Raw genomic sequence first — 20,486 nt, 5'->3', positions numbered from 1 at the left:
AGAAAGTTATGTATATATTATGCATTTACACATAGTCAATATTGGATTACGAATGCGCAACATAACCAAAATACTTACACTTGCATCATTTATAATTTTCGTGAGAGTCGCTCATGCAGAAAGTGCACCGAACTCAACTTACGAAATTAATTGGAACAATGGAAGTAATACATTTTCATCTGTAGCAGAAGTAAGACTCGATAAAGATAAAAGCTCACATGATATTGACGAAACCAACATTATTGTTGGTGCTAGAAATGAAAATAGTAATCAACAAATTTGGGAATTTAAAGATGGCATCCCCGATTGCCAGGTCGACGATAGACTATCTTTTATAAAAGACTCTTTTGAAGCAGTTGATTTATTTAAAAACGGTGATCCTGTAGTTCTGTTTGCCTATAAATCAGGTTATTTCGGAGATCCTATGCCTATTGATACTAAATACATTGCCTTTTATAAAGGCGTCAAATACTCTCTGCAAGGCTCTGAAACACTCATTGCTGCAGGAATAGCATCTTATATATATAAGGATAGAACCCCCACGCCAGATAATAACCTAACAAAAGAACCACTGATTTTAAATTATATGCTAAAAAAGTGGCCACAAGTTTCTCTCACAAATACGGATAATCCTTGAAGTAATTAATAAGCTGATTAGCCACCATAAAATTTGTTTGTTTCTATCTCAACTCGAGCCCCTCATGCCCGTAAAACTAAACACCATACCTGGCCCGGCTTCGCGCCCTGCCCGACCTAAACCATTACGCTGGTTAAGTGCGCTGATTTGCCTGATCGCGGCAGGAATATTGCTGATGCGTTTTCTGGGCCGACTGGTGGGAGAAACTTCTTTCTGGTGGTTTGCCATCGGTGTTCCTGCGGTTTTCTGGTCGACTCTGATGGGATTTCGACTGGCGGTTTATATGATGCAACAGATCCAGGCGAATGCCTGGGACCAACGGCGTGAGCAGGTTATTTTGCAGGAAGTTCGCCGTGGACGCCGTGCGTTGCAAATTTTATTTGCTGATTGCAGCACCGCACATAGTGCCGACCAACAATTTGTCGCAATCACTGATGCGTTACTAAACAATGAAAACAAACTCTTTTCGCAAACCTCCTGGCAGAAGGAAAAAGGCGTTCGACATAGCCGATTGCCGATTGCCGAAAATATGTCAAAAGAAGAACTGATCTCAGCTTCATTTGATCACCTTCTGAAGAATTTGACCAAGCAGTTCTCACATCTCTCTTCAGAAAATCCTGTGGCCATTTTATTTGAGTCTTGTAGCTCATTACCAAAGGAACGAGTACAGGCTATTTGGCTACAAGCCTGGCAAACAAGCGGCATTTGTCAGCCAATGACTTTTTTGTCAGGGCAGGGCTTAGACGTGATCGACCACTGGCTCGATCACCGCATTAAAGATACTGCGCTGCTGTTAGTGATTGCCCTGCAAATTGCCCCTGAGCAGTCGGAAAGCACGGCAGAAGCCGTAGTAGGGTTGCTGCTAGGTAATCGCCTGACGCAAAAGACTCTGATGCCAGTAGGGCTGTTACATCGCCCGGAAGCCTCTCCTCCTCAAAGTGAAGTGTTGCAGTCAGCCGTTATACAGGCCGCTGACTGGGTTCCTCTGAAAACGCCAAACGCGTTGCAACACCTGTGGTTGGCTGGATTGGCCGAAGGAAGCGAAGCTTACCAATGTGCGGTAGTGGCCCAAAGCAATGCGCCTCTGGCAAACATTGATCGCCACTTCGGCGTACACAATTTTAACGAATTTCTCGGCGACCCCGGTTGTGCAGCCCCCTGGCTGGCGATAGCCGCCGCTGCACAGGCCATCAGTCAGTCCCCGGCACCGCATATGATCATCAGTGGCGAACAAGACAGTGACACTGTCTGGACTACCGTCGTCTCCCCCACCGCGTCTCACAAGGAGAATAAAGCGTGAAGCGCATTGCCTTACCAATTAAAAAACCCGAAGTCTGGTTCTGGGTTATTACCCTGCTGTTTTTACTGGCTGGTGTCATCTTGTGCTGGCTGCTCTGGCAACATCCAGACCAGGTGGGGTTGATACCGGATTCGCCACAGCGGGACCGCTGGCTGACAGGACTGATGGTGGGAACAGGGGTACTGGCACTGTGTGCACTGTTGTCGTTTGTAGGCACACGTCAGTCCGGCAAAAAGCATTTTAATGATATTCGCCAGCACGCGCAGGGAGATGACGCGCCAGCACCGGAAAAAATAGAGCAAGCGCAAGACAAGTCCCAGAGCGAAGTGGCTCAGTTGAAAAAACGCCTACACCGCCGCTACGGCCCATTCTGGCGCTACAAAGTGCGCTTGCTGATGGTGGTGGGTGAACCTGAACAGATTGCCGCACTGGCGCCAAAACTGGCTGTTCAGGGCTGGCTGGAGGGTCAACGCACTGTGTTACTCAACGGGGGCAGCCTGCATGCAGAAAGCGACGAAGCACGACTGACCGAGTGGCGCAAGCTGCGCCGCAGTCGCCCGCTGGACGGCGTGGTCTGGGCGGTGACGGAGGCACAGAGCCGGGTTACGCCGTGGATGGATGACGGCCTGCGAACACTAGAGAAATCCGGCGAGGCATTGCGTTATCAACCATCGGTCTATCTGTGGCAGGTCTGCGAAAGTCGCTGGCCGCAGGATGGACGTGTTGAACAGCCGGTGGGAACCGTTTTTGCCGCCAATGCCACTCCGCTGTCGGTGGAGTCCCAGCTGAAATCCTTGCTGCCTGAGTTACGCGAACAGGGAATGCAGCAGGTATTTGCCACACAGCCGCATGATTTTCTGCTGCGTCTGGCCCAAACGCTGGGCGACACGGGTGCCGCACGCTGGCGACAGGTGCTGACTCCGTGGTTTACCGAGTATGCCAAACGTATTCCTCTGCGTGGGCTGATGTTCAGCCTGCCGGATTTATCTGCCGCTTCAGCATCCGCTGCGGATGTCCATGAAAAAACCTGGACCGCCCCCGCCAGTTGGCAAGCCGTGCTGGAGGACTGTCGCGCGGCGCATGGTCGTCGTGTTGGCCTGCCGTGGGAGCAAACGCTGTGCTACTGCCTGCTGGCGCTGATTGTGCTGTGGGGCGTGGGCAGCGTGCTGTCGTTTGCCGTGAACCGCCATCAGATGGTCTCTGCCGCTGAACAAGCACAATTTTTAGCAAAACCGCAGCCAGTCTCGGATGCACAGCTGATTGCCCTACAGGCGCTGCGCAATGACATCGGCCGTTTGCAGGTTCGTGTGGAAAAAGGCGCGCCGGGATATCAGCGTTTTGGGTTAGACCATAACGCGCCATTGCTCACGACTCTGTTGCCGTGGTACGGCAACGCCAGTAACCGCCTGATGAGGGATGCGGCAGCTGACAGTCTGCAGCAAAAACTCACCGTACTGGCCAACCTGCCAGCCAACAGTCCAAAACGTGCGGCCCTAGCAAAACCGGGTTATGACCAGCTGAAAACCTATCTGATGATGGCGCACCCGGAAAAAGCCGATGCGGCCTTTTACGCACAGGTAATGACAACCACCGAACCGGTCCGCCAGGGGGTGTCTTTAGGCCTGTGGCAAAGCCTGGCTCCGGACTTATGGCAATTTTACGCACTCAACCTGCCCGCTCAGCCGGGCTGGAAAATCACGCAAGATACCGGGCTGGTCACGCAGGCGCGGCAGGTATTGCTGGGCGAAATTGGCCAGCGCAATGCCGAGAGCACCCTGTATGAAAACATGCTGCTGTCGGTACGCCGCAACTATGCGGATATGACGCTGACTGACATGACAGGCGATACCGATGCACAGCGCCTGTTCCACAGCGATGAAACCGTACCGGGTATGTTTACCCGCAAAGCGTGGGATGAACAGATCCAACAGGCCATCGACAACGCCGTCGCTTCACGTCGTGAAGAGATTGACTGGGTATTGAGCGACAACCGTCGGTCGGTCTCCGATGAAATCTCGCCTGAGGCACTGAAAAAACGCCTGACTGAGCGTTACTTCACCGACTTTGCCAGCAGCTGGCTGAACTTTCTTAACAGCCTGCACTGGAACGAAGCGCATAACCTGTCTGATGTGATTGACCAACTTACCTTAATGAGCGATGTGCGCCAGTCGCCGCTGATTGCCCTGATGAACACGCTGGCATGGCAGGGGCAGACCGGGCAGAAAGATCTGGCCCTCTCCGATTCTCTGGTGAAATCCGCCAAAGCGCTGATGAATAAAGAACCCGAAGCAGCCATTGACCAGAAAGCTAACGGGCCGGTCGGGCCGCTGGATGAGACTTTTGGCCCTCTGCTGGCCCTGATGGGTAAAAGCAATGCGCAGAATATGATGTCATCCGACAGCTCGCTTAGCTTGCAAACACTGCTTACCCGCGTTACCCGCGTACGGCTGAAACTCCAGCAGGTCGCCAACGCGTCCGATCCACAGGAGATGACGCAGGTGCTGGCACAGACAGTCTTCCAGGGCAAAAGTGTTGATCTCACCGATACGCAGGAGTACGGCAGCTTGATCGCCGCCAGTCTGGGGGAAGAGTGGAGCGGTTTCGGACAGACGATGTTCGTTCAGCCCCTGACGCAGGCCTGGGAAACAGTGTTACAGCCTTCGGCGGCCAGTCTTAACGATCAGTGGAAAAATGCCATCGTCGCGAACTGGAAATCGGCCTTTGATGGCCGCTATCCGTTTGCCATCAGTAAAAGTGATGCCTCATTGCCGATGCTGGCGGAGTTTATCCGTAAAGACAGCGGGCGCATCGACAGCTTCCTGACGCGTGAACTGAACGGCGTTCTTCACAAGGAAGGCACCCGCTGGGTGCCGGATAAAGTGAACAGCCAGGGGCTAACCTTTAACCCGGCCTTCCTCGATGCCATTAATCAGCTCAGCCAGATCTCTGACATTTTGTTCACCGACGGCACTCAGGGTATGCGCTTCGAACTGCTGGCGCGCCCAGTGCCTGACGTAGTGGAAACCAATCTGTCGATTGACGGACAAAAGCTGCACTATTTCAACCAGATGGAAAGCTGGCAGAGCTTTCGCTGGCCGGGGGACACCTATAAACCGGGCACGATGCTGACCTGGACCTCAACGTCTGCGGGAGCCCGTTTGTACGGTGACTATCAGGGAACCTGGGGGTTAATCCGCTGGCTTGAGCAGGCGAAACAGCAAAAACTCGATGAAGGGCGCTATCAGTTGACCTTCACCACGCCAGACAAGCAATCACTGCAGTGGATACTGCGCACCGAGCTGGGCAAAGGCCCACTGGGGCTGTTGCAGTTGCGTAATTTCACGCTACCGGCGCAAATTTTCTTGATTCAGAACGCACCGGCACCGGCTGTAAAATCTTTCGACGCCGATGCCGTCGCTCAGGAGTGACCCCTTGCGCACTTCAAATAACGTTCAACAGGAGCCGTGATGGCCACATTAACCACGCTGCAGGCCACCTGCAGCGTCGCGCCGGAGTCACTTTTACAACAGGCAACGGCACAGGCCGCGCTCTGGGACAACTGGCTGCAACCGATTTCGGCCACCCTCCCTCTGGGAGATGATCCGGGTTACGACGATAGCTTCCAGCAGATGCGTGAAGAGGTCAACAAACTCTCCGGCGCCGATACCGCACTCACCTGCGAGCTGGCAGAGAAACTGCTTATTGCGCACTGCAAAGACGTGCGGGTTGCCACTTATTATATCTGGGCACGCCTGCATCGGGACGGTGAAGCCGGCCTGGCCGACGGCCTTTCCCTGCTGGCCGGGCTTATCACCCGCTTTGGCGATACCCTGCATCCGCAACGCGCGAACAGCCGGAAAACGGCGCTGGAGTGGCTCTCTGGTTCTCGTGTGCTGGACAGCCTGTCTCTATACCCGGAAGTCGATAAAGCCGATTTTTCCCGAATCGTCGGCGCACTGACCCTCATCGAGCAGGGTGTCAGTGCATGGAATGACGAAGCCCGGCCGCAATTAGGCGCACTCTATAACGCGCTGGAAAGCCGCCTCGCGCAGTCCGGCGGCATCAATGCCGTCGTACCACAAAACAGCGGTGTTTCATCGTCCTCTCAGAGCGACGGCTGTGCTCCATCTCTACGCGCGGTACAGTCAGGGCGCGACCTGATGGAGCAGGCCAAAACGCTGGCTAAATATTTGCGTGACCAGCCGCAGGGCTGGCTCTCCGGGCATCACTTAATCAAGAGTGTGCGCTGGGACACAGTGCATGAACTACCGCCACTGGATGCCAGTGGCCGCACCCGCCTGTTACCACCGCGCCCTGAATACCGCGCGCAGCTCAAGCGCCTCTACCTGCAACAAAGCTGGCTGGAATTACTAGAGCAGGCGGAGTCGATGTTTGGTGAGGGGGTGAACCACTTTTGGCTGGACGTGCAGTGGTATTTGCATCAGGCACTGAGCAAAGCCGGTGCGCCCTTTGAGGGCTGGGCCACCTGTATTACCCAGGATTTAAACCTGCTGCTCACCCGCCTGCCGGGGTTGGAAAGCTTGTCCTGGAGTGACGGTACGCCGTTTGCTGATGAGGTAACACAGGGCTGGATCACTCAGCAAGTGCTGGAGTCTGCCACCGGCTGGGACAGCGCGCCTGCCGCGGCTGTGACTTCTGGTGAAGACGACATCCTGCAGCTTGAACCCGAAGCACTGGCACAGGCAGACAGTGACGGAGTTGAAACCGCGCTGTACTGGCTGCAAACTCGGCCAGGGGTCACCACGCCGCGCCATCAATGGCTACTGCGTCTGGTGATGGCCCGCGTGGCCGAGCAATACGGCAAAAATGACATGGCCTTGCATTTATTAGGTGATCTCGATGCGGGTACTACAGTAGTGACACTTTCCCAATGGGAACCGGGGCTGGTATTTGAAGTTAAGGCCCGTCGCCTGAAGTTACTGCGCATGAAAGCCCAACGCGGTGACGGCGACAAACACCGCGTGCTGGCTGAAATGGAAAGCCTGCTCAGCGGACTTATCGCGCTCGACCCTGCCCGCGCTGCGGTACTGTGCGGTTAAAACACATTAAAGGATTATCCCATGGCAAAAGGCTATTACCTGGTAATACAGGATAAAACCACCTGCGGCGGTATCATCACCGAGGGGGACTTCACTCACACATTATTTGGCAAGGCGATTGCCCGTGAACAAGATCGCGTTACCTGCGGTAAACACCCCGGAACCTATATCATTGTCGGCCACATTCCAGGGGATTCGGTAATGGGCCGTAAATTTGCTGGTACACTGCACAGTAAAAGCAGCTGTCCATGTCAGGCACGCTTTATTCCGTCGATGATGAATGATACGTATGAGTTTGGGACGGGTCAGGCACAGAATAAGGCGACTTCAGAGCAGCCAAAACCACCGATCTTGCCACCTTATATTACAGGTGAAAAAGCAGATTCAGGCTATGTACCTGATTATCCTGCGACTGCGTTGATTAATACGCATACATTGCCTGATGATCGGATTAGAAAAATGCTCGAAGCACAGAATAATGATGTAATGTTACTTACACCAGAAGAAGGCTACGAAATTTTAGCCGATTGGAATGTGGTTAAAAAAGGGTGGGTTTACATTACACAATCTAGTCCAGGAAAAATTATTGTGAATTATGGGCTGAATGGACGAGATGCGGTAAATACATCCATCATTATTTCTAAACTAGGGAGCTTTGGTCTGCGTGCTACAACATACATCAATGAAAAAGGAACAGAACTGATTAAAATATCAGGATACCCTGGGATAAGGAAAATATTAAATGCACCTGTATTTTCGTTAAAAAACCCAAAAGTCGTAGATATTGGAATTGGAAAATATGGATTAGCAAAAACCGTAATAGAAGGCGCAAGGTTAACAATATACGTAGCTGCAGCCTACCGAACCGTAGATTATATTTTAAACGACCAGACTACCCTGGCTACCTTTATTGGTAGCCTTGCTACCGACGTAGTAAAAGTTGGTATTGTTTCTGCTGTAGTTTGGGGCGCAGGTGCTCTTATATCAATGACACCTTTTGTAGTCGGACCACTAGTGATTGTCGTTGTTTTTGGTTTTGGGACTGCATGGATACTCAATACAATGGATGAAAAATTTGGTATAACTGATAAAGTAATAAAATATATAGATTCCGCTCAGCAAGAGTTTATTTGGAAGGCTCGAAAAATAGAGAGCGGCATTTGGGACATAGGTGCCATGTATACAGATAAAATGTTAGAGAAAGGTGTGGAAGTCGTAGAAGCAGAGATCATGAAATATTTACGAAGCTCTATTAATGATGTAATTCCGAGGGTGTATTAACCATGTATGACTTTAAACATAGATTTTTTGCATTTTTAGGGTTTATGTTTTTTATTATACTATCCTTAACTATATCTTTCTTCGCATTTAAAACACTTTCCGAATATTTTCTAGAAGTGCCAGTTCTAATTTTCTCAATATGGAGTATTTTTGCCGCGCTTTCACCACTTGTAATAATTCCTTTTTTATTGATGATAATCCCTGTTATTTTTCACGGAAAGCAAATTTCAATTAAAAAAGGGAAAAGATTGATGTTTTTCTCGATTATATCACTAGCTATTATAATAATTTTCATGGTTGTATTTTCATGCGTATTTAAAAATAATTTAGATAATCGAGGGTATATCCAATGCCATGGAGTCCCATCAGGATGGACACCGGGCATGGCTACTAAATACGCAATTAATGAATCATTATGCTACAAAGAATTTCACTGAGCTTAGTTACCCCAAAAGAATATTGATATGACTGGGAAAATAAGGACTGCTATTTCATTGTTTATTTTAGTGGCAATTTCTTTGTCATCATTTTATTTTTGGCTTAATGAAGTTATTGATTATCTTGATTTTCATGCTGTAATCACTTTTTCGTGGATGTCAGTAAGTTTGATCTCCATTCCTATAGTGTTTTCCTTTCCTGTTTATTGGTTCTTCCTGGCTTTTCTTTATGAGCAGAGATTAGCAATGCGGAAAATGGATAAAATAATACCCTTCTTCAAGTATATGTGCATTTTTTCTTTAGTTTTGTCTTGTGCGCTTTCCTTTGGATATGTATTTACCTTGAAGGAAAAAGGGTATATCCCATGTAAAGGGATACCATCGGGATGGATGCCGGGCACAGCTACTAAATATGCTCTGGATATTTCAAAGTGCAATAAATCATGACACTGACTAATCGGAAAAAATTCATACTTCGCTGGGCGGGAATTATCTTTATATCGCTTTGCTATTTTCTTGGATTAATGATCGCTTCACTTTCATTTTCTTTTTTCTACGAAAATCAAAGTTTACTATTTTCTGGACCTATCCCTCTAAATGAGTATTCAGAGGCAATTGATGATCTAGTGAAAGCTACAAATGGTATTTTTATTGTTGCTTTTTTTGGCTTTATGATCTGCGTACCGTTGATCCTACTTATTTTCAAGAAAGTAAGGTAACTATCAAATGGATATGAATTGAATCCCTCGTAATTTTAGCCATCCTTGTTTTACTGAGACCCTCTATGGACGACTTAACCCTGCGTTACTTTGACGCTGAAATGCGTTACCTGCGCGAGGCGGGTGAAGAATTTGCCCGGATCAGCCCTTCCTGCAGTACCGTACTGTGCGGTTAAAACACATTAAAGGATTATCCCATGGCAAAAGGCTATTACCTGGTAATACAGGATAAAACCACCTGCGGCGGTATCATCACCGAGGGGGACTTCACTCACACATTATTTGGCAAGGCGATTGCCCGTGAACAAGATCGCGTTACCTGCGGTAAACACCCCGGAACCTATATCATCGTCGGCCACATTCCAGGGGATTCGGTAATGGGGCGTAAATTTGCTGGCACACTGCACAGCAAAAGCAGTTGCCCGTGTCAGGCACGCTTTATTCCGTCGATGATGAATGATACGTATGAGTTTGGGGCGGGTCAGGCACAGAATAAGGCGACTTCAGAGCAGCCAAAACCACCGGTCTTGCCACCTTATATTACAGGTGAAAAAGCAGATTCAGGCTATGTACCTGATTATCCTGCGACTGCGTTGATTAATACATACACAACCCCAGATAATCGCATTCGTGACATATTACAGGCCAACAGTACCACTGTGATGCTTCTTACATTAGCAGAATGCTTTGATCTGCTTGGCGTATGGCATGCTGTTAAAACCGGTTGGGTTAATATCACTCAATCAGAGCCAGGGAAGATTGTTGTGAACTATGGATTAAACGGTAAAGACATAGTCAATACATCAGTCGTAATAGAGAAGTTAGGTAGCTTTGGCATCAAAGCAACAAAATTCGTAAATGAAAAAGGCACTGAGCTGATAAAAATATCAGGCTATGCGGGAATTCGTAAGATATTAAATGCCCCTGTATTTTCTCTGAAAAACCCACAAATACTTAAAGCTGGCATAGGGAAATATGGATTAAGAGGTGCAATGACAGAAGGTGCTACCATTACATTTATATTTGTAACGGTATATCGTACCGTTGATTTTATTTTAAATGATCAGACAACTCTGGCAATGTTCATTGGTAATTTAGCCACTGACGTGGCGAAGTTAACGATTAATACAACAATTATGTGGGGCATTGGTGAGGTTTTGGTTGCATTTGTTCCTGTCGTTGCAGTGCCCTTGGGGGTTGTAGTGCTAGGTGGGCTAGGAATAGCTATTGTTCTAAATGTTTTAGATACCGAGTTTGGCGTAACTGATAAAGTGGTGGCATATCTAACAGCTGCCCAACAGGAATTTGTTGAAACAGCTAGAAGTAAGTCTAAAGATGTGGAACAAGGCATGTGGGATTTAGGTGCCATGTTTGCAGATAAAATGCTGGAGAAAGGAGTAGAAGTTATCGAATCCGAAGTCATGAAGTATTTGAAAAATTCAATTAACGACATAACACCGAGGATTTATTGATGATATACAACATGAAACAACGTTTCTTTTCTTTTTTTGGGTTCTTGCTTTTCTCTGGATTGTCTTTCTCTGTTTTTTACGCTGGGTTTTATTTGCTATCCTCATATCAAAAATATAATTCTGTTGTCGTTTATTCAATATGGTCCATCTTCGCCATTTTCTTCCCTCTTTTTTTTATGCCATATGCGTTAATGTTAATTCCAGCTTTCACTCAAGGAAAAAGCATTTCTACGAAAGCAGGAAAGATACTTATAAAAATTTCATTATTTTTTTTAATAGCAACTTTAATGGGAATGGCTTCATTTTCCATGGTGTATAAAAACTCCTTGCAAGACAGAGGATATATAGAGTGTCAGGGAATCCCATCAGGATGGACACCAGGCATGGCTACTAAATATGCAATTAATGAATCGCTATGCAACAAAAAATAGCTATTTATTTAATTACTCAGAGGATTTTACTATCCCATACTCTCTGGAGAATTACTTAATCAAAAGATCAAGAGATTTTGATATGAAAGTGATAAATGTGACCAGTAATTTCAAGGCGAAGTATTTCAATATAAACAAAAGAACTAGAGAGTTTAGGTGTGTTCCAAGAAAGTTTAGGTATTGCAACTAAAGGATCTGGTGTTACTGGTAGTTCAACAGGATACTCAGGTGGAACCATTGATGGAATAGCAGGGTCATCCTATGATAAGTAAGACGATGTTGAGGCGTACTATCATAGCGGCATCTATTGCTTCTTATTATTATTTGTTTTTCTTATCATCCGTTAAATTTAACTCCACACTCGAACAACTTTTAACGCTCGGACATGGAGATAGTTGTCAAAACAATCTGATCACACTGGCTCAAAGTGTCGGTAGTATTTATGACTATGCAACTATAGGTTTTGGAATCTGCATGGTGATTATTTTATTGGTTAATAAATATGTTCGTTAAAAGCCTCATACAATCTAGGGATAGAACTTGATTGAAATGCTTAAGGAAGGTTTATACTGCGGGTGATAGATTATTAGATTCATATAGCGTGTAGTGAGCACCTGCAAACAGCGAGATAAGTTGGCTGAAATTTTAAACATAGAAATAAAAAAATTAAAATAAGAGGAATTATGTTTACATTCCGCAGGACAATTATTTTTTCCATAACATTTTTGGCGTTATGGTTACTCAATTATATTATATCCGTACTAGGATCTTTTGGGGGTAATGACTCTCCATGGGGAGTCGTTATTATTTTTCCTGGTCTTATTTTTTTATTCCCACTAATTATTTCGACAGAAAAAACAAAAGCAAGATGGTGTGCTGTAGGAGTATCACTTTTGACGATTATTGCTTTTAATTTCTGGACATTAAGCCCTGGCAATAAAGAGTTAATTCTTTACATGATTACAGGGGATTTTTTCATTTTCTTATTTTTCGTATGTGAAACGCACAACAAGTTATCGAAAGGAATATTTTTCGCCATTGGATTAATATTTTTTCTCTTTTCCGCCTTCGAAATATTACGTCAACTAAATATTGAAAATAAGTTCACAGATGCCAATATATGTATTATTTATGATGGTGGAAGTTGCGGTTCTACATGTTATGAATATGTAGTATCAAAGATGTGTAGTAGCAATAAATACTATAATGCTGACTTATTTCATAGCGAAGGATTTGTTACGATTCGTTATGGCTATAAACAAAACACCCCTATTGTTTATTTGGGCGGCCCGAATTACGGCACTGAATATACACTATTTGAACTCCTACAGGCCAAATAATTACAATTAACTTACACCATCGAATCAGAATCAATCTATACTAACAGTCCGCTCTGGATATTTCGAAGTGTATTAACTTGTAGAACATACAACATGGATTGAAAATGTATGAATTAACTTTAAAAACAAGGCTCAAAGGTTTTCTAGGATTGCTAATGTTTTTATTGTTCGGTTTAGGGTCGATATATTTTTCTTATGATGAGCTAAATGAGCTTTTTTCCTATCCACCAACGATCACAGTTGTTACCGGTACGATTTTTATTATATTAGCACCATTGTTCTTTATACCTGTTTCATTTTTGTTTATTCATCCTATTTTCCTTGGACGTCAAGCATCCCTTAAATTCCAAAAAACAATGTTAGTTTTACCAATGTGTGTCTTTTTTATCTGGATTCCCGCTGAGTTAGTATGCAGATTTATTTATATTAATCACATTGAGGATATAGGGTATGTTCAATGCGCTGGAATTCCAAGCGGTTATACCCCCGGTCGCGCTGGAGCCACAAGATATGCTTTAGGTCAGGAATTATGTAACAAGAAAAACAAGTAATTAGGGAAATAATTAAGCACTTTTGGCTATTACACCTCCAGATTAACTATGGATCTCTATGGACGACTTAACCCTGCGTTACTTTGACGCTGAAATGCGTTACCTGCGCGAGGCGGGTGAAGAATTTGCCCGCGCGCACCCTGACCGGGCTGCCGGACTCAATCTGGATAAAGCCGGGGCTCGAGACCCCTATGTCGAACGCCTGTTTGAAGGTTTTGCCTTCCTGATGGGACGACTGCGCGAAAAGCTCGACGATGATTTGCCTGAACTGACCGAAGGGCTGGTCAGCCTGCTGTGGCCGCACTATCTGCGCACCATCCCTTCCCTCTCCATTGTGGAATTCACCCCACAATGGCAGGGAATGAAAGAATGTATGGCGGTGAGCAAAGGATTTGAAGTGCTTTCCCGTCCTATCGGTGAACGGGCAACGCGCTGCCGCTACACCACCACCCAGAATATTGAGCTGCTGCCGCTTTCGCTCAGCCGCGCGGTGCTGGATACCGAACCCGACGGCCGTTCGGTGATCCGTCTGCGCTTTCACTGCGGCGAACTGGCCGACTGGAGCAAAATTAATCTGAGTCATCTGCCGATCTATTTTGACGCCGATGCCCCGCTGGCCTGTGCCTTACATGAAGCACTCACACTCAATACCGCCAAACTCTGGATCCGTCTGCCGGGTCAAGCTGACCGTCAGCCGCTCGACGGCTGCTTTTCGCCACAGGGATTCAGTGAGAAAGATCAGCTGTGGCCAAAAGGTGACAGCGCGTTCAGCGGTTATCAGCTGCTGCTGGAATACTTCACCTTCCGCGAAAAATTTATGTTCGCCGCGCTGAAGGGGCTGGAAACCGTGGTTTTACCGGCAGAGCTGGCGTGGTTTGAGATTGACGTGGTGCTGAAGAAACGCTGGGAGCACGATTTCTCGTTCTCAGAAAAGCACCTGCGCCTGCACTGTGTGCCGGTAATTAATCTGTTTCCGCTGGAATCCGATCCGCTCTCGCTCTCCTCGCTGCAAACCGAATACCTGCTGCGACCGATGCGCGTACAGGATGGCTATACCGAAATTTACTCCGTGGATTCAGTGATCTCTTCCAAGCATTCAGGCCATCAGGTGTATGTGCCCTTCACCAGTTTCCGCCATAAAGGCGGCATGCTGCGCCACGATGCGCCGGAGTATTACTACCATACCCGCGTCAAGCGTGGACCATCAGGTCTGCACGATACGTGGCTGGTGCTGGGCGGCGAGGCCTTTGATAATCACACCGTACCGGATAACGAAAATCTCTCGCTGAGCCTGACCGGGACTAACGGGCAACTGCCGCGTAAATCGCTGCAAAGTACGGTGCTGGACACCGCGGTGAAATCCACCGGTGCCAACGTGCGCGTGCGAAATCTGTCTGTGCCGACCATGCCCTGTTACCCGCCCAACCGCGACCGTTTTCACTGGCGGGTGCTGAGCCATCTTGGCAGCAGCTTCCTGTGGATGATGGATAACGCAGAGGTACTGCGCGGTACGCTGGCGTTGTACGACTGGACGGAAAGCGAAATGAACCGCCGTCGGCTGGACGCCATCATGGATGTGAAACACAGCGAGATTGAGCGCTTTGAGCGTGGCTATCTGCTGCGCGGGGTGCACATCGAAATTACGCTCGACAGCAACGGGTTTGCCGGAACCGGGGATATTTGCCTGTTCGGTGAGATGCTCAGCCGCTTCTTCGCGCTGTATACCGATATTCATCTGTTCAACCGTCTGACCCTGATTCTGCAACCGACAGGAGAACGTCTGGAATGGGAAGAGAACCACAAAACCCGTCTTCCCGGCTAACCGCCAGGCTGGAACGGGACATTGGTAAGATTAATTTCTTCCGCTTCTGCCAGTTGCTTGAACGGCCCGGCACGCCGCCGCTCGGCAGTACCGCCAATCCGGCGGACGATCCGGTACGCTTTCGTCCCCATCCGGGGATGGGTTTTCCGGTCAGCGAACTGAAAGCACTGGAAACCGATGCGGATAATCCCGATGCACCACCTACCGTACGCACCACCTTTATGGGGCTGTACGGCGTAGATTCGCCGCTGCCAACATCGTATATCGACGATATTACCCAGCAGCGCGAAGGGCATGAGGCGCTTGAAGGCTTCCTCGATATCTTCAACCACCGCTTCATGACCCAGTTTTACCGCATCTGGCGTAAGTACTCCTATCCGGCCACGTTTGAAACGGGCGGAAAAGACAACACGTCGCAGAGTTTGCTGGGTCTGATTGGCATGGGGATCCCCGGCACTCAGCAGCATTTTGCGACACCGACCTCACGCTTTCTGGCCTTGCTGGGTGTGATACGTCAGCCGGGAAGAACGGCCGAAGGCGTGCAGGCGCTGGTTCGTCTGCTGGCACCTTTCACGCAGGCCGATGTCACACCACACTGTCTGCGATCAGTACGTATCACCTCTCCGATGGCGTTTGGGGATGAAGGTGCTCACTGGATGGACGGGTATACCGTGCTCGGTGATGAAGCCACCGATGCCAACAGCCAGTTGCTGATCTCCCTGCACACGGCGGACAGCGGAGAGGCCAGCGAGTGGCTGCCGGATGGTCAGATTTATGCCGATTTCCAGGTACTTCTGCGGGTGTATCTTGGCTGGCGCTATAAGGCGTGCATCCAGCTGACGGTACCCACTCAACTACTACCCGCACCGGTATTAGGTGACTCGCCGATAAGACTGGGACTGACCAGCGTATTGGGGCTGGGCGATGACGCCCTGTCCGATGATATCCCCGAATACTTTACCGTGGAGCTGGGCCGCTACAGCGGAATGGCTCCTGATTCACATCAGGAAGGAAATGGTCGTGTTATTAAATACCTCTTTGAAAAGTAAACTCTGGTTACCTGCACTGGCTTTATTATTGAGCGGCTGCGGGCTGACCCAAACGGTAACAGACGGCACCGTCTCAGCCACAAAATCTCTGTTTTATAAGCAGATAAAAGTGCTGCATCTGGATTTCATCGCCCGTGAAGCGCTAAACACGGACGCTCATGAAGAGCACTCATCGTCAGAACCGGTGATGGTCAGGGTCTATCAATTACGCGATGATAAAAATTTCCAAAAAACCGTGTACCAGCAACTGGCAACCGATGGGGATGACGCACTGAAAGATGATCTGCTGGCCAGCCGCAACGTCGTAGTTAAACCCGGCACCGCCGCGTCACTGGATATGCCAATGGAAAAAGACGCTAAGTTTGTCGCTGTAGTGGGTCTGTTCCGCCACCCTGATATGGCAAAAGACCACTGGCGTCTGCTGCTGACCCGCGATGATTTAGATCCTGATAAAGCTCGTACGATTGAGCTTGGGAATAACAACCTGATGCTCCTCGCGGAGAAGAAGTAATGCCGCATACGCACTCACCCTCACTCTACGAAATGCTGCTCGGTAACTTCGCTGGCGGTCTCGGTCTCCATCAAGTCAGCGAAGACCATCAGGTGATTTTGTCGGTGCTCGACAATATGCAGCGCATTCTCAACTGCCGCGCCGGGACGCTCAGCCATCTGCCCGATTACGGCCTGCCGGATATGAGTAAAATCTTGCAAGGGATGCCCGGCACCGCGCACTCCTTGCTGACCACGCTATCCGACACGCTGCTGAAATATGAACCGCGCCTGAAAAGCCTGAACGTAGTGCTGCTGCCGCAGTCTACGCCGGGGCATCTGGAATATGGCATTGACGCCGAGCTGAAGGAGTTCGGGCTGGTGCGCTTTGGCACCGCGTTTATGCCGGAAGGCCGGGTGCTGATCCGGCACATGAAGCAGCAACATTATCTTGATGGTCAGACCCGGCTCTGAGTGTCACCTGCCATCGTCAATGACAGAGGAAGTATGTCAGCAAAAGAACGGTTTTTAAAAAAGCTACAGGACAAGCAGCCGGGCCGTGGTGCGTTTGAAAATAGAGGTCAGGCCGATATCGCAGAGTTCCAGCAGCAGATGAATCAGCTGCAGGAGAGCATGGAGACCTGGCTCACCGGCACCGGCATCGAGACCGCAAGCACCACCGTGTCATTGGTGGAGTTTTTGCTGGGCGGGACGGTGTTCAGCATTTCCGGTATCCAGCTTCGTTATGAAAACAGAACGGTGAAATTCACGCCCGTATTTTTATATGGTCAGGGCGTGACGGGTTGCGTGGAAGCCACACTCTGCACTGAAGGCACCACGACGCACCTTTGCCGATTGTTCATGCGATGCGCAGAACACAATCACTGGACATGGCGTCCGGCGGGTTGGTCCACCCGGCCCGGAGAGCCGTTCAATGAGGAGGTCTTTTTCAACATGGTTGAAGGTTTATTGTCCTGACCGGCCCCTTTGTCATCCTGATTATTTTAATACCCCCGTCTTCTGAATTAACCAAAGATGTCTGAACAGATACCTTTGAAAGGAATCAAACATGTCTATTGACCGCCAGTTGCGCACCGGGGGCGACCCGCGTGCGCTTGCCGATTACGGCGCTTTGCGCGAAGAACTGAGTAAATTAACCCATCCGGCACGCCCGGATGTGGACTGGAAAAAAGTGGAACAGCTGTGTCTGGGTCTGTTCCAGCAAAACGGCATCGAGCTGCAAACAGCATCGTGGTACACACAGGCAAGAACGCAGTTAGCGGACCTGTCCGGGCTGAATGAAGGGCTGGCGATCATCGAAGCGCTGGTCTCGCGGCAGTGGGCCGGGCTGTGGCCACAGCCGGTGCATGCGCGTATGGAGATCCTCTCCGGATTGAGCCAGAGGTTGCAGCAGGCGCTGCGCAGCATCACGCTGGAATATCACGACCTGCCGCAAATCTATCAGGCGGAAAAACTTATCAATGCGCTGTGCGATGTGCTGCAACGCCTTGAGCTGAAACATGCCAGCCAGTTGGCCGCCCTGAGTACGCTGATGCACAGCGCCGCCATCAGGCTGGAAAATATGCACGCCAACACGGACTCCGCCGTCGTACTCCCTGCTGGCGTAGAGACTATTGAGCGCGAATGGGCAAGCGACAACCGCGAACCGTGGGTGTATGTCGGAAGGTCCGAACCGGCAGAACCGCAGGTCGTGATTGCCGCGCCCTCTCCTGCCAAACGCCCCATTCAGTGGAAAGGCTTTGTGACGGGAGTTGTCGTCACCCTGCTCGCAGGCAGCGGTGTTAAGGCGGGGATGAACGCATTTTACCATCCGCTTGCGGGCGAACAGCTGATCGCGACACTGCCGGTCTTACCTAAGCCGATGAACGCGCAGGCGCTGGAAAAACTCAAAACCCAGCAGCCCGATATGCTGAGCAGAGCAGCGCCGGAGATGATCTCTGCGACGCAACAACAGACGAACAAGTTGGCGAAGCTGCCGCCGCGCTGGGCACAGGATACCGGCACTCAGTTGGTGCACCAGACCCAAAGCCTGTGGCCTGAAAATCCGTCGACAACGGAGCTTGCCAAAAAATGGGCACAGCAGCTCAATGCTAATGCGATCCCGCTGGAAGAATTGAACAGCTGGCATGATGCCAATGTGCAGTTACAACAGCTGGCGGATAAGCTCAACGGACTGGATGAACAGCGCGGTAAATATATGACGGTGTCGCAGCTGAAGTCCGCCGTGTTTGCACTCCAGCAGACGCTGGGTAAAGCACCACCGGTAGAGGAATCACTGCGTAAGCTTGCTCAGGCCCGGCAGCAGAAAAATGACGTATCGCCACAGTTGGTCATGCAGCTCGATAACCAGTTTGCGCAGTTGCTGAACCGATATGCGTTACTGGCGCCTGTACCCAATAGTTCACAGCCTTAAAGAATAAGGTCTGGTTTGGGGTTCTGGGCCAATGCAGTTTTATCGCCTTATATACGGCGACATAATCGTACTATGACAGTTTCACATCCCATCAATGAACGCTTATCCGAAGAGAAGTAATACTGCGCTACTGTGTAGCGCAGTTTCGATTTACTTATTCTCAGCAGATTTAACGTTACTATCGGTCGTCCATACCCGATATTTCACTTCAACATCTTTCGGAACATACACCACGATTGGCAGCTTACTGTTGTAGCGCTCAATTGCCTGATCACCCAGATTCGCCGCGATAAATTTCTTCGTTTTGGCCTTATCCGGACATGCCATCATCGTGGACGCAGGTGAAGAGATATTTTCCAGAACTAAATAATCGTAGCCCCATCCCTCCAGAGTCTTACTGACTAATTTGCCTCCCATCATGTAGTGATTGCAATCTACTTCCAGCGTTTTCCCTATCAGCAGTTCGATTTTGAAATCATTTTCGTTCTCAAGCGCAGGCAGGTAAATAACCTGGCGAACCATGCCCTTTTCAGCTTTCGGATAGGGCGCGATTTTTTCAAGTGGAAGCTTGCTGATATCAGCCGTCTCATTGGAGGTGGCCGCCATGCTACTTGCCGACATAGCCATCATTAATCCAGACAGTGCCAAAAATCCTCGTTTCATATTCAATCCCTCTATTTGACTGTTATCATTGCAATATTATCACTGATTCTGTCTTCATTCGAAAACCCCATGCTATTCATCAGGCCACCCGCCCTGTTTTACCGGGATGCAGCCCCTCAAACAAAGCCCTGTTTTTAGAACAGCCGAGCTGAAAAGCAGGAACCTCCGGCGCTTGTTGTTACGATCGTTTTTGGAGGGCCGGGGTGGCTTGTGGTCAGGCATGTACGGAGACTTTCTCCCCAATATGTGAAGGGAGTCATAAGGGATAGTCAAGCAGAGACAATTTTATAGGGCAATAGATTATCGTCAGACTTATGTGATGCTCTATACTCCCTTCAAGCAGAAACAATCGAATTTTAGCTTTTGATTGTCGCTGCAGGCAGAAAGAGTTTCCTCTCTCTGACCTGTAATTTCTATGGAATAGGAGGATGTCGTTATGGAAAAGAAAGTCATCTATTTGTTCTGTTCGGCGGGAATGTCCACCTCGCTGCTGGTTTCGAAAATGAAGGCGCAGGCTGACAAGTACGAAGTGCCCGTCATTATTGAAGCATTTTCTGAGTCACTGGCGGCTGAGAAAGGCGGTGCGGCGGATCTGGTTCTTCTGGGTCCTCAAATTGCCTACAAGCTGGCAGAAATTCAGAAAATATTACCGGGCAAGCCCGTTGAAGTGATTGATTCTGCCATGTACGGCAAAATCGATGGATTAGGTGTTCTGAAAGCCGCCGTTGCGGCGATCAAGAAAGCAGCAAGCCAGTAGTCATTTTATATTTTTGTTTTAATTTGAAATTGAATATTTAAGTC

The 20,486-nt window shown here is 48.9% G+C and carries 18 protein-coding genes and 1 pseudogene; 18 read left to right on the top strand and 1 reads right to left on the bottom strand.

Annotated features, from left to right (window positions below; genetic code table 11):
* The first annotated feature begins 52 nt into the window (after positions 1-52).
* The 17 genes and pseudogenes from ACZRKO_RS01530 to ACZRKO_RS01450 all read left to right on the top strand — a co-directional run bounded on the left by ACZRKO_RS01530 (position 53) and on the right by ACZRKO_RS01450 (position 19,022).
* Positions 53-637 (top strand): M949_RS01915 family surface polysaccharide biosynthesis protein, encoded by a 585-nt coding sequence (locus tag ACZRKO_RS01530; RefSeq protein ID WP_463735516.1) that lies wholly within the window; start codon positions 53-55, stop codon positions 635-637.
* Between the two features lie 64 nt (positions 638-701).
* Positions 702-1,937, top strand: coding sequence for a hypothetical protein (locus ACZRKO_RS01525; RefSeq protein WP_463735515.1), 1,236 nt, complete (start codon positions 702-704; stop codon positions 1,935-1,937).
* The gene (locus ACZRKO_RS01520) at positions 1,934-5,365 is read left to right on the top strand and encodes an ImcF-related family protein (protein ID WP_463735514.1); all 3,432 of its coding nucleotides are present in this window, start codon (positions 1,934-1,936) and stop codon (positions 5,363-5,365) included. The genes ACZRKO_RS01525 and ACZRKO_RS01520 overlap by 4 nt, the downstream gene beginning before the upstream one ends.
* A gap of 39 nt (positions 5,366-5,404) precedes the next feature.
* Positions 5,405-6,997, top strand: a complete 1,593-nt coding sequence (gene tssA / locus ACZRKO_RS01515; RefSeq protein ID WP_463735513.1) for a type VI secretion system protein TssA — start codon at positions 5,405-5,407, stop codon at positions 6,995-6,997.
* A 21-nt stretch (positions 6,998-7,018) separates the two neighbouring features.
* Entirely contained in the window at positions 7,019-8,278 is a 1,260-nt protein-coding gene (locus ACZRKO_RS01510; protein ID WP_463735512.1) for a PAAR domain-containing protein, read from the top strand.
* A 464-nt stretch (positions 8,279-8,742) separates the two neighbouring features.
* Positions 8,743-9,162 carry a DUF1240 domain-containing protein gene (locus ACZRKO_RS01505; RefSeq protein ID WP_463735511.1) on the top strand — a complete coding sequence of 140 codons (420 nt, stop codon included), beginning with the start codon at positions 8,743-8,745 and terminating at the stop codon, positions 9,160-9,162.
* A gap of 337 nt (positions 9,163-9,499) precedes the next feature.
* Positions 9,500-9,601 (top strand): annotated as a pseudogene (locus ACZRKO_RS01500) (hypothetical protein); the annotation flags it as partial.
* A gap of 30 nt (positions 9,602-9,631) precedes the next feature.
* Positions 9,632-10,906: a PAAR domain-containing protein gene (locus ACZRKO_RS01495; RefSeq protein ID WP_463735510.1), complete on the top strand. Its 1,275-nt coding sequence runs from the start codon at positions 9,632-9,634 to the stop codon at positions 10,904-10,906.
* A gap of 11 nt (positions 10,907-10,917) precedes the next feature.
* The gene (locus ACZRKO_RS01490; protein WP_463735509.1) at positions 10,918-11,337 is read left to right on the top strand and encodes a hypothetical protein; all 420 of its coding nucleotides are present in this window, start codon (positions 10,918-10,920) and stop codon (positions 11,335-11,337) included.
* 683 nt (positions 11,338-12,020) lie between these two features.
* Positions 12,021-12,677 carry a hypothetical protein gene (locus ACZRKO_RS01485; protein WP_463735508.1) on the top strand — a complete coding sequence of 219 codons (657 nt, stop codon included), beginning with the start codon at positions 12,021-12,023 and terminating at the stop codon, positions 12,675-12,677.
* A 104-nt stretch (positions 12,678-12,781) separates the two neighbouring features.
* Positions 12,782-13,228, top strand: a complete 447-nt coding sequence (locus ACZRKO_RS01480) for a hypothetical protein (RefSeq protein ID WP_463735507.1) — start codon at positions 12,782-12,784, stop codon at positions 13,226-13,228.
* 58 nt (positions 13,229-13,286) lie between these two features.
* Positions 13,287-15,050: a type VI secretion system baseplate subunit TssF gene (gene tssF / locus ACZRKO_RS01475; protein ID WP_463735506.1), complete on the top strand. Its 1,764-nt coding sequence runs from the start codon at positions 13,287-13,289 to the stop codon at positions 15,048-15,050.
* A complete protein-coding gene (gene tssG, locus ACZRKO_RS01470) occupies positions 15,014-16,099 on the top strand; it encodes a type VI secretion system baseplate subunit TssG (protein WP_463735505.1) in 1,086 nt (361 codons plus the stop codon). The genes tssF and tssG overlap by 37 nt, the downstream gene beginning before the upstream one ends.
* A complete protein-coding gene (gene tssJ, locus ACZRKO_RS01465) occupies positions 16,071-16,610 on the top strand; it encodes a type VI secretion system lipoprotein TssJ (RefSeq protein WP_463735504.1) in 540 nt (179 codons plus the stop codon). The genes tssG and tssJ overlap by 29 nt, the downstream gene beginning before the upstream one ends.
* Entirely contained in the window at positions 16,610-17,062 is a 453-nt protein-coding gene (gene tssE / locus ACZRKO_RS01460; RefSeq protein WP_463735503.1) for a type VI secretion system baseplate subunit TssE, read from the top strand. Before tssJ ends, tssE begins: the two co-directional genes overlap by 1 nt.
* Before the next feature lie 33 nt (positions 17,063-17,095).
* A complete protein-coding gene (locus tag ACZRKO_RS01455) occupies positions 17,096-17,566 on the top strand; it encodes a hypothetical protein (RefSeq protein ID WP_463735502.1) in 471 nt (156 codons plus the stop codon).
* A gap of 91 nt (positions 17,567-17,657) precedes the next feature.
* Positions 17,658-19,022 carry a VasL domain-containing protein gene (locus ACZRKO_RS01450; RefSeq protein WP_463735501.1) on the top strand — a complete coding sequence of 455 codons (1,365 nt, stop codon included), beginning with the start codon at positions 17,658-17,660 and terminating at the stop codon, positions 19,020-19,022.
* Between the two features lie 150 nt (positions 19,023-19,172).
* Here the strand turns inward: ACZRKO_RS01450 and eco are convergent, their stop codons facing one another.
* Positions 19,173-19,685, bottom strand: a complete 513-nt coding sequence (eco, locus tag ACZRKO_RS01445; RefSeq protein WP_463735500.1) for a serine protease inhibitor ecotin — start codon at positions 19,683-19,685, stop codon at positions 19,173-19,175.
* Positions 19,686-20,121: 436 nt separating this feature from the next.
* Here eco and ACZRKO_RS01440 point away from each other — a divergent pair, with 436 nt between their 5' ends.
* Positions 20,122-20,442, top strand: coding sequence for a PTS sugar transporter subunit IIB (locus tag ACZRKO_RS01440; protein ID WP_463735499.1), 321 nt, complete (start codon positions 20,122-20,124; stop codon positions 20,440-20,442).
* Positions 20,443-20,486 lie beyond the last annotated feature (44 nt).

The sequence above is a fragment of the Ewingella sp. C233 genome (genome assembly GCF_055407225.1).
Note: the sequence above shows the minus strand (reverse complement) of the source record. Positions and strands in the feature narration are given on the sequence as shown.